The sequence below is a fragment of the Flavobacterium sp. AJR genome, from assembly GCF_002156885.1.
GTDB lineage: Bacteria > Bacteroidota > Bacteroidia > Flavobacteriales > Flavobacteriaceae > Flavobacterium.
In genome coordinates, this window is the sequence record NZ_NCWQ01000056.1 from 1 (window position 1) to 14,215 (window position 14,215).

A 14,215-nucleotide genomic window follows, 5' to 3' on the forward strand; every position below is an offset into this window, starting at 1 on the left:
AAAAGTTACCTCAAGTAACAACGACCTTAAGGTGGTTATTGCGGCGGGGCTCACCTCTTCCCATCCCGAACAGAGTAGTTAAGCCCGCCTGCGCAGATGGTACTGCAGTTATGTGGGAGAGTATGTCGTCGCCTTTCTTTAGAATCCTCATCATTTATTTGATGAGGATTTTTTTTTGTGCTTATTTTTTTGGGATTTTGTGAAAAAGTTGTTTCGCAAAGTTTCGCAAAAGAAAACACAAAGGTTCGTAAAGTTTAATCAATAGCTTTGCGAACCTTTGTGTTTTTTTCTTTTTTCTTTTTTCTTTCCTCCCTCTGCGGTTAAAACCTGAAGTATTATTTATGCTAAAAATAGCTTTACGAGATACTGTAATCTAAATTGATTTATATGCTAAGTTTTCTTTTGAGCTCTCCAGCTTTATAATCTTACTATTAGCAACAATATTATTCTCGATGAGTAAAACGACAAATCGTAGACTCAGCAGCATATACATGTAAAGATATATAATTGGAATATTCATTCCAATTATATATCTTTGTCATATCATTATATTGTTATGACAAAAAAAGAAAAAATACTAGCTGCCACCTTAAAACTCATCGTATCGAAAGGAATAGACAATACCCCAATGTCTGAAATTGCTAAAGAAGCAGATACAGGAATGGGAACGATTTATAATTATTTTTCTACTAAAGAGGTATTGATAAACGAACTTTACTTTCATCTTAAAGGAAAAGAATCTGAAATCATCATTGATGGATATGATATCACACTTTCTGTTAAACAACGTTTTATCCATTTATGGAGGAAAATGGTTGATTATTTTATTCAGGAGCCCATGGATTTTTTGTTTTTGGAGCAATTTTATTATTCGCCAACTATAGATCCCGCTGCAAAACATAAGGGTGGATTATATGTGAGGGAATTAGATCAAGTCTATCTGGATGGGCAAAAACAGCAATTAATAAAAGAAGGAGATATCAAAGAATGGATTGGGTTTACGAGTGGATCTTTGGTGTCACTTGTCAAATTACATCATAGTAAATACATACATCTACAGGAAACAACCATAGATAATTATATTCAGGCAGCATGGGATGCCGTAAAATCGTGATTTACAAAAATGGAATAATCATTCCATGAAATACTACAACTTTATGTTTAAGAAAAAAATAGCTTACATAGGCTCCTTGAGCCTTATTGGGATGATTACGACTGAATTTGGAGTAATTGGCATTCTACCCCAAATAGCCTCATACTATCATATCAATATTAGTACAGCCGGCTTGTTACTAAGTGCTTATGCCATAACAGTGGCTATTGCAGGTCCGTTCATGACCATGTTCACTTCTGGAATTAATCGGAAAACATTAATGGCTGTGACGATGCTGATCTTTTTACTTACCGGTATTGTATCTTCCTTTGCTCCGCCTTTTTGGTTATTAATGGTTGTGAGGATCTTACCAGCCTTTTTGCACCCAGTATTAGTATCGAATGCTGTTGCGGCAGCCACTAGTTCTGCAGACAAAAAAGTGGCACACCAAATGATGGCCATTGTTATGGCAGGTATAGGTATCGCAACAATTACAACGGTTCCCTTCGCAACCTATATTGCAGGGCTATTTGACAATTGGCAATTATCATTTATGGTTCAGGCATCCATTAGTTTAGTCGTGCTTGTAGCGATTATTATACTTTTGCCTTCGATGCCCATAAAAGAGAAAAAATCCTATGGGAGCCAGTTAAAAATATTGACAAAACCCACATTTTTGGTCAGCGCTTTCTTTTCATTTCTTATGATTGGGGGACTCTTTTCAACCTATAGTTATTTTGCAGATTACCTTAGCAAGGTTAATCATATGAATCCCAAGACAATTGGTTTAATGTTGTTGCTTTTCGGATCTACTGGTGTTCTTGGAAACTTTCTTGCAGGAAAACTATTAACCAAAGATATTACAAAAACTACAGCGGCTTTTCTAATCGGATTGTTGATGATCTGCATTCCGATTTATTACTCCGGAACAATGTCTTTTTCTACAGTGCTTCTAATTGCGGTATGGGGATTCTTGCAAACTCCCTGCTTTCTGACTGCACAGGCTTATATGATAGAGACTGCACCAGAAGCACCTGAATTTGCTAATAGTCTTGCCATCTCTTTTGGGAATCTGGGTATTTCTTTTGGTACGGCAATTGGCGGACTTTTTATTAATAACTATGGTGTTCAGAGCACGCCATGGGTGATGTTTGCATTCTGTACTCTAGCTTTAGTGATGATGTTGTTAAAAAAATTAATTGAAAAACACGTCTGCAGAAAAAGTTAATAGTTTTCTACCACTAACTTTTTTTAATTTATAATTACGCCACTTCTTTTAAAACTTTTTCTGCAAGCATCAATAATTGATTTTTATTTGTAGATACTTTAAAGATTTGTCAATTGAATACAAGTTTGTTTACAATGATAATTATTCGCATGATCCAAGTGGCATTCTGTAAATACTAAATAATTTTCTCCTTCTACTTCAAATCCGTGATCAATAAAATAAAAAAGGCTTGCATTGTAGTTTTTTTATCTGCTTTCAAATTCAGAAAGTAAATCCATAATATTCTGTGAATTTCTATTTATGTTGAAAATTACATGATAGCCTAAAATTCATTTTACACCCTCCTTTAAAAAGACAAAAGAGGGTAGTATAAAATAAGTAATTAGTATTGGATAATTAGTTTAGGGGTACAACTTGCCTGCTTAAAGCATTCGGAGTGCAATAAGTCAGTACCAGAAGATAGGGCAGAGGATAACCATTATGCACGTTGCAAGCCCAACGGTTTACAATTAATCTTTATATTTGATCATTAAATTAATAAAATGAGCGAAAAAACTAAACCGTATGCCTTAATAACTGGTGCCAGCAAAGGAATTGGAAAATCTATTGCTTATGAATTAGCGAAACAGGGTTGTCCACTATTGCTTGTTGCAAGAAGTGACGAGGAATTAAAAGCACTATCTGATGATCTTCAAATTAAATGCGGTATTGATGCTCCTGTTTTATCGATTGATCTTTCAACAAATGGGGCATCGCTAAAAGTAACCGATTGGATTAAAATGAATAATTATCCAGTAGGGTTTTTAGTTAACAATGCAGGTTATGGTGTGTGGGGCGATTTTAGTCAGTCTTCTCTAACCGATCAGCTTGGCATGATGCAACTTAACATGAATGTAGTTGTAGAACTTTCACATTTATTAGTCCCCATACTTTCACAAGAAAAACAAGCCTACATTTTAAATATATCGAGTACTGCTGCATACCAGGCAGTACCTACGTTAGCTGTTTATTCGGCTACAAAGGCTTTTGTTTTATCGTTTACGCGTGCCTTGCGTTTCGAACTTGCTCAAACTTCAATTTCAGTAACTTGTTTTAGTCCAGGCCCGGTTGATACTGGTTTTGCTGCAAGAGCTGGTTTAGACGCTTTTAGCAAAATGGCCGAAAAGTTTAATATGCAGGCTGATGAAGTCGCAAAAATTGCTGTAAAAGCCATGTTCAACAAAAAATCAGAAGTTATTCCAGGTTTTACAAATATTATTTCGGTTTATGCCAACCGTATACTACCAAAGGGATTTATTGAAAAATTGGAATTTCCCTTCCTAGTTTGGAATTTTCCTTTTCAGTCTTGGGATTTGGGATTTAAAAAATTGGAATTTTCCTTCCTAGTTTGGAATTTGGAATTTCAGATTTGGAATTTTCCTTTTCAGTATTGGAATTTCTAATCTAAAGGTACATTTCAACCAAGCCTTCAGGTAAATTCATGATAACTTTTTTGTTATCACGGTCAATTTTTACTAAGAAATGGTCAATCATAGGGATTAACATTTCTACTTCGCCATTAATAACTTCAAAAAGAGGTTGGGCAGTAGAGTCATTTACAGAAACTATTTTCCCGAAAACGCCTAAGCGTTGGTCTTCTATTTCGAAACCGATAACTTCGTGGAAATAAAATTTGTTACCAGTAAGTTTAGGTAACATGCTTAAAGGAAGATAAATAGCGTTACCCATAATGGCATCGGCATCTTCCTCAGTAGTCATGTCTTCAAAACGAATTCTTAAGAAATCGTTTTTGTGTATTGAGCTACTTTCAATAAAAAAAGGAACCAAGTGTTTGTCGCATTCGACAAACACTGATTCCAAGTTTTCGTATAACTCAGGTTCGTCCGTGTCTAAATAAGCCAGAACTTCACCTTTGAAACTAAATTTTTTCGCGATTTTACCTAAATAAAAACATTCTTCTTTACGCATTCTCGCTTAATATAATTATGCTTCAGTTGTTTCGTTATTTTCTTCAGCAGCAGGAGCTTCTTCAGTTGATGCTTCAACTTCAGCAACTTCTTCTACAGCAGGAGTAGCAGCAGCGATAGCGTCAGCTTCAGCTTTTGCAGCAGCAGCTAAACGTTTTGCGTTTACTTCTTGTTCAGCTTTAAAAGCTTTAGATTTAGCATCAGCTTGCGCTTTAGTTAAACCATCTTTCTTAGCGTCAACTTTTCCAGCTTTTGCTTCTAACCAAGCAGCTAATTTTGCATCAGCTTGTTCTTGAGTTAAAGCACCTTTGCGAATACCACCTTCAAGGTGATGTTTCAACAAAGCTCCTTTGTAAGAAAGAATTGCTTTAGCAGTATCAGTTGGTTGTGCACCATTGTGTAACCATTTAACTGCACTATCAAGGTTTAAGTCGATAGTTGCTGGGTTTGTGTTTGGATTGTAAGTACCGATTTTCTCTAAGTATTTACCATCTCTTTTTGAGCGTGCATCTGCAGCTACAACCCAGTAAAAAGGTTTTCCTTTTTTACCGTGTCTTTGTAATCTAATTTTTACTGACATAATCGTTTGATTAAATTTTGAGGTACTCGACCTCTATTAATTAAGGGTGCAAAGATATAATTTTATTCTGAATTACAATTTCTATTTTTCAATTTAATGTTTAAGCCCTTATTTGCTAGTTTTTTATGGTTCTTTTAAGAGATAGATCTAATTATTTTGTTTTTTAATTGATAATTTTGCCAAAATTTAATTTGAATATGAAAAAGTGGTTTTTTCTATTGCCTCTACTTTTATTGTTTATTGCCTGTGATAAGGAAGAAGTGGTGTCGAGTAGTCCTGCCTTTCAGTTCTTGAAAAACGATGTTTTTTGGAGAACTACAACTTATAGTGCTACTATTGATAAGAACGGAGTACTTATAATAACTGGAGGTTTGAATGATGAAAAAGTCGTTTTACAAACAGTTTCGGTAAATGTTAAAACATATATTTTGGGAGTCGATGATGTTTCTACTGCTACATATATAAATTCATTGCCAAAGCAAGAAACTTTGTATAAAACAGGTAAAGGAATAGGAAGTGGTCAGATTATTATCACGGAGTATAATAAGGATACAAATACAGTTTCGGGTACATTTGCATTTATTGCTCCAGATAATGAAGATGTTGCGTCGGTCGAAAAAGCTGTCCGCTTTAAAGAAGGAGTTTTTTATAAAGTGCCAATTACGTTGGTTAACACATCGGAATAGAAAATTTTAAAGAAAGAAAAAAAAATCTATTTGCGACTCTTCTTACTTTTTTTATTGATAATAAAAACATAAATAAGCTAATTTATAGTAGATTAGAAAAAAATAAGATTACATTTGTTGCATATTATAAATAAGTACATATGAATATTTTTGTTGGAAGCCTTCCATTCAGTATTGAGGAAGCAGATTTAAGAGAGTCTTTCGAGGCTTACGGAGCAGTTGATTCAGTTAAAATCATTACTGATAAATTTACTGGAAGAAGTAAAGGTTTCGGTTTTGTTGAAATGACAAATGATGATGAGGCTCAAAAAGCGATTGACGAATTGAACGGAGCTACTGTTCAAGGACGTGCAATTGTTGTAAACAAATCTGAGCCAAAACCAGAAGGCGAAAGAAGAAGTTTTAATAACAACCGTGGAGGAAATGATTCTCGTGGTGGTTATGGTGGTGGAAACAGCCGTGGTGGAGACAACCGTGGAGGTGGAAACAGAGGAGGATATTAATATTTTTTTCTACAATATAAAAAAAGGTGTCAATTTATTGACACCTTTTTTGTTTGTATATGTTTTGCTGTAGAGACGCATATTGTAGAGACGCACCGCAGTGCGTCTAATATTTTTTATAAATTAGCAACCAACCAATCACCAACTTCGCTGGTTTTGTATGCTTTGGTTCCTTTTGGAGCTAAATCTTCAGTGACAATTCCTTGTTCTAATGATTTATTTACAACAGCTCTAATTGCTTCGGCTTCCTCTTTTAGTCCAAAAGCATCTTCAAACATCATTGCAGCAGATAAAATAGTTGCCAATGGATTTGCAATATTTAATCCTGTTGCTTGCGGATAAGACCCGTGAATAGGCTCGTATAATGAAGTGTGTTCTCCAACAGATGCAGAAGGCATTAATCCCATTGAGCCAGAAATTACCGAAGCTTCATCGGTTAAGATATCTCCAAATAAATTCTCCGTGATTAATACATCATAGGAGTTTGGCCATTGTACCAAACGCATCGCAACAGCATCTACAAATTCATAAGATACCGTGACTTCCGGATAATCTTTTTCCATTGCCTGAACCGTTTCTCTCCATAAACGTGAAGTTTCCAAAACGTTTGCTTTATCAACGCAACATAATTTTTTGCTACGTGTCATTGCAAGTTCAAAACCTTTTTTAGCTAAACGTTGTACTTCTGCTCTTGTGTAAACACAATTGTCAAAAGCAGTTTCTCCATTGTCTCTTCTTCCTTTTTCTCCAAAGTAAATCCCACCGGTTAATTCTCTTAAGAAAACCAAATCAGTTCCTTCGATTCTTTCTCTTTTTAAAGGAGAATTATCTATTAATGAAGGGAAAGTAAATGTAGGGCGTACGTTTGCAAATAAGCCTAATTTTTTACGCATTAATAATAACCCTTGTTCAGGTCGAACAGGCGCACTTGGATCATTATCGTATTTTGGATGACCGATTGCGCCAAATAAAACTGCATCGGCAGCCATACAAATTTCATGAGTTTCATCAGGGTAAGGAACTCCAACTGCATCAATAGCGCAAGCTCCTGTAAGAGCAGGTGTCCAGTTAATTTCGTGATTGAATTTTTTTGCAATAGCATCAGATACTTTTACGGCTTCATTAATTACCTCAGGGCCAATTCCGTCTCCTGCTAAAAGGGCGATGTTAAATTTCATTATTTTAAGTATTTTGTTTGTTATTTAGGTTCAAAGAGGCAAAGGCTCAAAGTTTAAAGCAACAAAGAAAAAACCTTTGCACCTTTGTTATTCTGAGTCTTTGTACCTATATTAAGGAATCACATTCAGCATTTTTTGTGTGGCAATAATTGCGGCAACTGTCTGATCAGAATCTAGTCCTCTTGTTTTAAATTCTTTTCCGTTATTAATCCAAGTAATAATAGTCTCGCATAAAGCGTCAGAACTACTTCCTGGAGGGATTCGAACCGCATAATCAATTAACTTTGGTAAAGTCATTTTTTTGCTTTTGTAGATTTTGGTCAATGCATTCATAAAAGCATCAAACTGACCATCTCCTTGTGCATGTTCTTCTATGATTTCTCCGTCAAGATTTAAGCTTAATGTTGATGATGGACGTGTCCCTTTTGAATGCATTAATACGTAAGACTGTATTGTAATTTTATCTTGATACGTATGACTGTTTAAAACGTCAGAAATGATGTATGGTAAATCTTCTTTGGTAACGGTTTCTTTTTTGTCGCCTAATTCGATAATACGTTGAGTAACCAATTTTAAATCCTCTTGATTTAGTTTTAATCCTAATTCCTGAAGATTCTTTTCAATGTTGGCTTTTCCAGAGGTTTTCCCGAGAGCGTATTTGCGTTTTCTTCCAAAACGTTCTGGAAGTAAATCACTAAAATATAAGTTGTTTTTATTGTCACCATCGGCATGAATTCCTGCAGTTTGGGTGAAAACATTATCTCCAACAATTGGCTTGTTGGCAGGAATTCTGTAGCCAGTAAAGGTTTCTACCAATTTACTCACCGAGTATAAAGAAGTTTCCTTGATATTAATACTTACTTCTGGTAAATAATCATTGATTACGGCAACAGTACTTTCGAGAGGTGCATTTCCTGCACGTTCCCCCATTCCGTTTACAGTAACATGAAGTCCTTTAATGCCTGCTTTTACAGCTTCCATTACATTGGCTACACTTAAATCATAATCATTATGTGCATGAAAATCAAAATGGATACTTGGATATTTTGCAGTAATTTTTGAAATAAATTCGAAAGTTTGAGCAGGAATCAATACACCTAAAGTATCAGGAAGCAAAATTCTTTTGATGGGTTGTGTTGCTAAAAAAGCCAGAAAATCAAAAACATATTCGGGAGAATTTCGCATTCCGTTGCTCCAATCTTCCAGATATACATTTGTTTCGATGTCGTTTTCTTTTGCTAAAGCAATACTTGTTGCAATTTCGGCAAAATGTTGTTCTGGTGTTTTTTTTAACTGATGTATAAGGTGGTTCATCGAACCTTTGGTTAATAAGTTCTGAACTTTAGCTCCAGCTTTTTTCATCCATTCGATAGAAACGCCACCATCTACAAAAGATAATACTTCAATTCTTTTAATGTAACCTCTTTCTTCTGCCCAAGATGTTATACTTTTTACTGCCTGAAATTCTCCTTCGCTTACGCGAGCAGAGGCAATTTCTATTCGATCAATATTTAATTCTTCTAATAGTAATTGTGCAATGGTTAGTTTTTCTGCTGCAGAAAAAGATACTCCCGATGTTTGTTCGCCATCACGGAGCGTCGTGTCCATTATTTCAATTTTTCTTTTTTCCATATTGATTTCTGTATTTCTTTTAAAGTGAAATTATAGTTGTTGTTATAATTTTCCTCTCACTTCATTTAACTTCATTGTCATTGAAATAGCTGAATTTTCGATCCAGTTATTGTATTCTTCGATTGTTTTTAATCTTAATTCGTTATCTAAATAATCTTCCTCAACCATTTGACTGGAACCTGCAACTTTAGACCAAATCCCTATTTTTGATTTAAAATCAGAATCTTCATTATGATAAGCTTCGTCTGAATTTATTTTCTCGATAGAATGAAAACCTGCTTCTTTTAATAATTGAGGTAGATCTTCGCCTATCTTATTATTCATTCCGGCATCTGCCCGCCATTTCAAAAAAGTTTTATAAAATTCCTGCATGCTTTCCGGTGGTAATGGATTCCAGATTAAATTAGTGTGATCATAATCCAGAATTGATATTTGACCGTTTGGCTTTAATAATGATTTCATTTTTATTAAAGCTTCTTTAGGATTGCTTAACCATTGTAATGTTCTGGCAGAAACGATTAAATCAAATTTTGTGTCTGGATTGTATTCAAATAAATCAACCGCAATTAATTCTAGATTAGAGACTGATTGATAAGATTCTTTGCCGCTTTTTATGAAAATTTCTGTATTGTCAATTGCAATAACCTTTCCGTTAGGGCCAATAGTATTTGCAATGTCTTTTGAAATTGAACCTGTTCCGCACCCAATATCTAAAATCGTCATTCCGGGTTTTAAAATCTGAATCAGATTTCGATAATCTTTTGATAAACTTCTATCGTCAAATATTTTTGTCGCGTTTTCGTCCCTTTTAATATGTTTATTGCCTTTCATTTACAATAGGATTATTTTTAAAACTTATTTCGATGTTGGATTATTTTCTGAAATATTTTTTCGGTCGATTTAATTTAGAAAGACCCGACAGGTTTCGAAAACCTGTCGGGTCTAGTAGATCGAACGAGATTTTATTAATAAGGAAGTTTATCGGCAAAAGTCACAATATCTTCTTTGATGTTTTGTAAATAATCAATGTCATCAAAGCCATTAATCATATTATTCTTTTTGTATCCATTAATCGAAAAAGATTCTGATTGACCAGTTGCTAATAATGTAATAGTTTGATTTGGTAAGTTGATTTCTAATTCCGTTTTTGGATCAGCTTCAATTGCTTTAAAAATAGTATCAGCAAATTCAGGGCTAACTTGTACAGGAAGAACTCCGATATTTAAGCAGTTCCCCTTAAAGATATCTGCAAAGAAACTAGATACTACAGCTCTAAATCCGTAATCATAAACTGCCCAAGCAGCATGCTCTCTAGAAGATCCAGAACCAAAGTTTTTTCCTCCAACTAAGATTTTTCCAGTATAAGTTGAATCGTTTAAAACGAAATCAGCTTTTGGAGAATCGTCTCCATTATATCTCCAATCTCTAAAAAGATTGTCTCCAAAACCTTCACGTTTTGTAGCTTTTAAGAAACGAGCCGGGATGATTTGATCGGTATCTACGTTTTCTATCGGTAGCGGCACTGCACTACTAGTAAGTATATTAAATTTATCGTATGCCATTTTGATATCTGCTTTAGGCTGTAGGCTATAAGCTTTAGGCTTTTCCTACAGGGTGTATTATGTTATTGTATTTTTTGCTTGAAGCCTATTGCTTAAAGCTTATAGCGAGAATTAAAATAACTCTCTAGGGTCTGTTAGTTTTCCTGTTACGGCGGCTGCTGCTGCCATAATCGGACTAGCCAAAAGTGTTCTTGAGCCAGGACCTTGGCGACCTTCAAAGTTTCTATTAGATGTACTTACTGCATATTTTCCAGCAGGAACTTTATCATCGTTCATAGCTAAACAAGCAGAACAACCAGGCTGACGTAATACAAAACCTGCTTCGGTTAAGATTTCTAAAAGACCTTCTTCTTTAATTTGTGCTTCAACAACATGAGATCCTGGAACTAACCAAGCAGTTACATTATCAGCTTTTTTGCGTCCTTTTACAATTTCTGTAAAAGCTCTAAAATCTTCAATACGACCATTAGTACAACTTCCTAAGAATACAAAGTCGATTGGTTTTCCAATCATTACATCATTTTCTTGAAAGCCCATGTAAGCCAAAGATTTTTTATAGGTTTCTTCACCGCCTTCAACTTGGTTGGCGTTCGGAATATTTTTAGAGATACCAATTCCCATTCCTGGATTAGTACCATAAGTAATCATCGGTTCTATATCTGCTGCGTTAATGTTTAATTCAGCATCAAAAACTGCATCAGCATCGGTTTTTAAAGTTTTCCAATAAGCAACCGCTTTATCCCAAGCTTCACCTTTTGGCGCATATAATCTTCCTTCAAGGAAATCGAATGTTTTTTGGTCTGGAGCAATCATTCCTCCACGAGCACCCATTTCGATACTTAAATTACAAACAGTCATACGACCTTCCATGGTCATGTTTTCAAAAACATTTCCTGCATATTCAACAAAATATCCGGTACCTCCAGAAGTAGTTAATTGAGCGATAATATAAAGAGCAACATCTTTTGGTCCTACACCTTTACTTAATTCGCCATTTACGTTGATACGCATTTTCTTTGGCTTTGGTTGCATGATACATTGAGTAGATAAAACCATTTCGACCTCAGAAGTTCCAATACCAAATGCAATCGCTCCAAAAGCACCATGAGTAGAAGTATGTGAATCTCCACAAACTATAGTTGCACCAGGCAATGTAATCCCGTTTTCAGGACCTACAACGTGAACGATTCCGTTTTTTTTATGGCCTAAACCCCAGTGAGAAATTCCGTATTCGGCTGCGTTATCTTCTAATGCTTTTAGCTGATTAGCAGATAAAGCATCTTCAACAGGTAAATGCTGATTTATAGTTGGTGTGTTGTGATCGGCAGTTGCAAAAGTGCGTTCTGGGTATAAAACCGAAATGCCTCTGGATTTTAATCCTAAAAAAGCAACAGGACTTGTAACTTCATGAATAAAATGACGGTCAATGAAAAACACATCGGGTCCATCTTCAATTTTACGCACAACGTGCGAATCCCATACTTTGTCGAATAATGTAGTACTCATTTTTAACTATTTTTTAATTGTAATTTGCATGTAATCATAAGAGGATAACAAAATTAGAAAAAGAATCAAAAGCGAAAATTGGCATATTCGATTATATACGATACCCAAACTTAAATACAAATTATAAACTCGTTCGCTTTGTTTGATATTCGTTAAGGTGTTAAATTTTTCTTTGCTTTTCTCTTTCTCTTTTTAATTAGGTTGCTTTTGATTGTTGTAGAGGTTGCTAATTTGTGGATTTATTGCTATTTAGCTGTGTTTAAAGCGGTTTTGTAATAAATAATATAACAAAATGTGGAAAAATAGTAGTAAATTATAATTCTTTCTTTTGATTAAAGCAGTTTAAAAATGAAGTAATTGGATGTTTTATTCGGTTAAAACTATTCTATATAAAGCTGTTTTTTTAATTGCATTTTACGACATCCAAAAAATGTATTTTTTGTTTTTTAGAATGAAGTTAAAATCAATTTGAGTGATTATGACGGGTAGCTGACAATTACTTTTTAAAAGGATTACTAATATTGAAAATTCTAATTTTAAAAAAATAATGTCATGAATTTAAATCAAATTGCTTACAGAATTGGAGTTATTGGAACCGTAATTATTTTAGTTTGGGTTGGACTTTTTAAGTTTACAGCTGCCGAAGCTGGAGCAATAAAAGGCTTAGTCGAAAATCATTTTGCAATGAGTTGGATGTACAAAGTAATGTCGGTGCAAGTTGTTTCTAATGTTATTGGAGTTTTTGAAGTCTTTACTGGGGTTGGACTATTGTTTTCTTTATTTTATAGAAAAATCGGAATCTACGCAGGAGCAGCTTCGGCTGTTATATTTATTACAACTTTAAGTTTCCTAATTACAACTCCAGGTGTTTTTAGAAGTGTGGAGGGGTTTCTTGTAACAGATTTTTTTATTTTAAAAGACATTCCATATTTGGCAATTTCTTTGATGGTGTATGCGAAAAGCAAGGAGTAAATAAAAGAAATTTTACCTACCATTCAATATAAAAGAAATAATTAATCCAAATTATCAAAAACATAACGAGTTTTAATAATTTGGATTGATTATTATAGCTACCAATCCTTACAATCGATGTGGGCTTTTATCAAAGCGATCATTTATTGAAAAATGATATTGCAGACCCAATTCTAACCCAATTCGTAAATTATGTGTAGTTTTTTTAGAATCATTCCAATCAGGTGTGTCTGAATAGTAAGGGAAATTATCTGCAGAAGTGAAATCATATTCATATCTTAAATTTGTAGAATAGGAAATTTTATCTGACAGAAAACCTTTTAAACCAATTGAACCAATTATACCAAATAAAGTTTTTTTGTGCATTTTTCCTTCGTCACTATAATATTGATTTCTTTCTGGATGTTGATAAGAAATATATTCACCATAATCTGAAGTATGTGTTCTTATTTCATATTCATCTTCTGCAATTGTTTTATAATATTTCAGAAAAGAAAACTGTATTCCTTGATTAAATGTTAAAAATAATTTCTCTTTTAAGTGATAATAATATTGAACAGTTATGGGAGTTTTATAATACTCAAAACTTGATTTTATACTTGTATTGTCTCCAACGACATCAAAAAAGTATTTTTCGTTTTGTTTCGAATATTCAAACCCAGTTTTTACACCCCAACTGTCATTCCAGTTTTTTTCGATTGTGAGTCCAAAACCAAAACCATTTGGCAAATCTTGTTTGTCTTTATTATAAAGGAAGTTTGAATTTATTCTAGTGAAAAAGAAAGGATTCAAATTTATTCCAACTTGCCAATCAGTTATATCTTGAGCATTTCCCGCAAAGGAAATACTCAAGATCATGGCAATTACTAAGTTTTTCATGTTTAATTGTTTAAAATTATTTTGCCCGTTAAGACATTCTTTTCAGTTATTACTTTTAAAATATAAATCCCTCCTTTTAGTTTGCTTGAAAGCTCAATTTGCAATTCATCTTGATTGTAGAATTTAGATTCTTGAACTAATTTCTGATTTTGATTAAAAATCTGATAATTGCTAGAAAGTATTTCTGGAAGTTTTATTGTAATATTTCCGTTTGTAGGATTTGGTGAAATTATAATTTCTGAAATCTCACTTTCTGGAGCTAATCTTGCTTCAAAACAAGGAGTTGGTGTGTCTAAGGAGTATATTTCACTAGCTATAGCTCCAGTACAGGAGTTAGCATAAGTGACAGTAACATTAACGTTTCTTGACACGGTAGGATGCGCCATTATAGGCGGAGTAACTCTTATGCTTCCATAAAACATAAAACTA

The 14,215-nt window shown here is 34.0% G+C and carries 15 protein-coding genes and 1 rRNA gene; 7 read left to right on the forward strand and 9 right to left on the reverse strand.

Annotated elements, in window-relative coordinates; translation table 11 throughout:
* The first annotated feature begins 27 nt into the window (after positions 1–27).
* The 4 genes from rrf to B8T70_RS15160 all read left to right on the forward strand — a co-directional run bounded on the left by rrf (position 28) and on the right by B8T70_RS15160 (position 3,763).
* Positions 28–137, forward strand: a 5S ribosomal RNA gene (gene rrf, locus B8T70_RS15145).
* Positions 138–556: 419 nt separating this feature from the next.
* A complete protein-coding gene (locus B8T70_RS15150) occupies positions 557–1,114 on the forward strand; it encodes a TetR/AcrR family transcriptional regulator (protein ID WP_086895373.1) in 558 nt (185 codons plus the stop codon).
* A 25-nt stretch (positions 1,115–1,139) separates the two neighbouring features.
* On the forward strand, positions 1,140–2,321 hold the full coding sequence (locus B8T70_RS15155; RefSeq protein WP_242667492.1) for an MFS transporter: 1,182 nt from the start codon (positions 1,140–1,142) through the stop codon (positions 2,319–2,321).
* Between the two features lie 542 nt (positions 2,322–2,863).
* The gene (locus tag B8T70_RS15160; RefSeq protein WP_086895374.1) at positions 2,864–3,763 is read left to right on the forward strand and encodes an SDR family oxidoreductase; all 900 of its coding nucleotides are present in this window, start codon (positions 2,864–2,866) and stop codon (positions 3,761–3,763) included.
* Position 3,764: 1 nt separating this feature from the next.
* Here B8T70_RS15160 and rimM read toward each other — a convergent pair whose 3' ends face one another.
* Positions 3,765–4,289, reverse strand: coding sequence for a ribosome maturation factor RimM (gene rimM, locus B8T70_RS15165; RefSeq protein ID WP_039113800.1), 525 nt, complete (start codon positions 4,287–4,289; stop codon positions 3,765–3,767).
* Between the two features lie 15 nt (positions 4,290–4,304).
* Positions 4,305–4,868 carry a 30S ribosomal protein S16 gene (locus B8T70_RS15170; RefSeq protein ID WP_039113801.1) on the reverse strand — a complete coding sequence of 188 codons (564 nt, stop codon included), beginning with the start codon at positions 4,866–4,868 and terminating at the stop codon, positions 4,305–4,307.
* A gap of 197 nt (positions 4,869–5,065) precedes the next feature.
* Here B8T70_RS15170 and B8T70_RS15175 point away from each other — a divergent pair, with 197 nt between their 5' ends.
* Both B8T70_RS15175 and B8T70_RS15180 read left to right on the forward strand, forming a co-directional pair.
* Entirely contained in the window at positions 5,066–5,554 is a 489-nt protein-coding gene (locus B8T70_RS15175) for a DUF6252 family protein (protein ID WP_039113802.1), read from the forward strand.
* Between the two features lie 140 nt (positions 5,555–5,694).
* Complete coding sequence (locus B8T70_RS15180) at positions 5,695–6,057, forward strand: RNA-binding protein (protein WP_039113804.1); 363 nt, start codon at positions 5,695–5,697, stop codon at positions 6,055–6,057.
* A gap of 116 nt (positions 6,058–6,173) precedes the next feature.
* Here the strand turns inward: B8T70_RS15180 and leuB are convergent, their stop codons facing one another.
* The 5 genes from leuB to leuC all read right to left on the reverse strand — a co-directional run bounded on the left by leuB (position 6,174) and on the right by leuC (position 11,935).
* The gene (leuB, locus tag B8T70_RS15185) at positions 6,174–7,235 is read right to left on the reverse strand and encodes a 3-isopropylmalate dehydrogenase (RefSeq protein ID WP_039113805.1); all 1,062 of its coding nucleotides are present in this window, start codon (positions 7,233–7,235) and stop codon (positions 6,174–6,176) included.
* Positions 7,236–7,346: 111 nt separating this feature from the next.
* Positions 7,347–8,867 carry an alpha-isopropylmalate synthase regulatory domain-containing protein gene (locus tag B8T70_RS15190; protein ID WP_039116817.1) on the reverse strand — a complete coding sequence of 507 codons (1,521 nt, stop codon included), beginning with the start codon at positions 8,865–8,867 and terminating at the stop codon, positions 7,347–7,349.
* A 42-nt stretch (positions 8,868–8,909) separates the two neighbouring features.
* On the reverse strand, positions 8,910–9,698 hold the full coding sequence (locus B8T70_RS15195; protein WP_039116818.1) for a methyltransferase domain-containing protein: 789 nt from the start codon (positions 9,696–9,698) through the stop codon (positions 8,910–8,912).
* A 134-nt stretch (positions 9,699–9,832) separates the two neighbouring features.
* The gene (gene leuD, locus B8T70_RS15200; RefSeq protein WP_086895375.1) at positions 9,833–10,429 is read right to left on the reverse strand and encodes a 3-isopropylmalate dehydratase small subunit; all 597 of its coding nucleotides are present in this window, start codon (positions 10,427–10,429) and stop codon (positions 9,833–9,835) included.
* Positions 10,430–10,540: 111 nt separating this feature from the next.
* Positions 10,541–11,935, reverse strand: coding sequence for a 3-isopropylmalate dehydratase large subunit (gene leuC / locus B8T70_RS15205; protein ID WP_039113811.1), 1,395 nt, complete (start codon positions 11,933–11,935; stop codon positions 10,541–10,543).
* Between the two features lie 552 nt (positions 11,936–12,487).
* Between leuC and B8T70_RS15210 the strand changes: the two genes are divergently transcribed.
* Positions 12,488–12,907: a DUF417 family protein gene (locus B8T70_RS15210; protein WP_086895376.1), complete on the forward strand. Its 420-nt coding sequence runs from the start codon at positions 12,488–12,490 to the stop codon at positions 12,905–12,907.
* A 108-nt stretch (positions 12,908–13,015) separates the two neighbouring features.
* Here the strand turns inward: B8T70_RS15210 and B8T70_RS15215 are convergent, their stop codons facing one another.
* Both B8T70_RS15215 and B8T70_RS15220 read right to left on the reverse strand, forming a co-directional pair.
* The gene (locus tag B8T70_RS15215) at positions 13,016–13,786 is read right to left on the reverse strand and encodes an outer membrane beta-barrel protein (RefSeq protein ID WP_086895377.1); all 771 of its coding nucleotides are present in this window, start codon (positions 13,784–13,786) and stop codon (positions 13,016–13,018) included.
* 2 nt (positions 13,787–13,788) lie between these two features.
* Positions 13,789–14,208 carry a T9SS type A sorting domain-containing protein gene (locus tag B8T70_RS15220; RefSeq protein ID WP_086895378.1) on the reverse strand — a complete coding sequence of 140 codons (420 nt, stop codon included), beginning with the start codon at positions 14,206–14,208 and terminating at the stop codon, positions 13,789–13,791.
* Positions 14,209–14,215: the final 7 nt, after the last annotated feature.

Bases quoted from the DNA above. Each gene is read 5' to 3' on its own strand.
- B8T70_RS15150 (WP_086895373.1), top strand. From the start codon at position 557: ATGACAAAAAAAGAAAAAATACTAGCTGCCACCTTAAAACTCATCGTA.
- B8T70_RS15155 (WP_242667492.1), top strand. From the start codon at position 1,140: ATGAAATACTACAACTTTATGTTTAAGAAAAAAATAGCTTACATAGGC.
- B8T70_RS15160 (WP_086895374.1), top strand. From the start codon at position 2,864: ATGAGCGAAAAAACTAAACCGTATGCCTTAATAACTGGTGCCAGCAAA.
- rimM (WP_039113800.1), bottom strand. From the start codon at position 4,289: ATGCGTAAAGAAGAATGTTTTTATTTAGGTAAAATCGCGAAAAAATTT.
- B8T70_RS15170 (WP_039113801.1), bottom strand. From the start codon at position 4,868: ATGTCAGTAAAAATTAGATTACAAAGACACGGTAAAAAAGGAAAACCT.
- B8T70_RS15175 (WP_039113802.1), top strand. From the start codon at position 5,066: ATGAAAAAGTGGTTTTTTCTATTGCCTCTACTTTTATTGTTTATTGCC.
- B8T70_RS15180 (WP_039113804.1), top strand. From the start codon at position 5,695: ATGAATATTTTTGTTGGAAGCCTTCCATTCAGTATTGAGGAAGCAGAT.
- leuB (WP_039113805.1), bottom strand. From the start codon at position 7,235: ATGAAATTTAACATCGCCCTTTTAGCAGGAGACGGAATTGGCCCTGAG.
- B8T70_RS15190 (WP_039116817.1), bottom strand. From the start codon at position 8,867: ATGGAAAAAAGAAAAATTGAAATAATGGACACGACGCTCCGTGATGGC.
- B8T70_RS15195 (WP_039116818.1), bottom strand. From the start codon at position 9,698: ATGAAAGGCAATAAACATATTAAAAGGGACGAAAACGCGACAAAAATA.
- leuD (WP_086895375.1), bottom strand. From the start codon at position 10,429: ATGGCATACGATAAATTTAATATACTTACTAGTAGTGCAGTGCCGCTA.
- leuC (WP_039113811.1), bottom strand. From the start codon at position 11,935: ATGAGTACTACATTATTCGACAAAGTATGGGATTCGCACGTTGTGCGT.
- B8T70_RS15210 (WP_086895376.1), top strand. From the start codon at position 12,488: ATGAATTTAAATCAAATTGCTTACAGAATTGGAGTTATTGGAACCGTA.
- B8T70_RS15215 (WP_086895377.1), bottom strand. From the start codon at position 13,786: ATGAAAAACTTAGTAATTGCCATGATCTTGAGTATTTCCTTTGCGGGA.
- B8T70_RS15220 (WP_086895378.1), bottom strand. From the start codon at position 14,208: ATGTTTTATGGAAGCATAAGAGTTACTCCGCCTATAATGGCGCATCCT.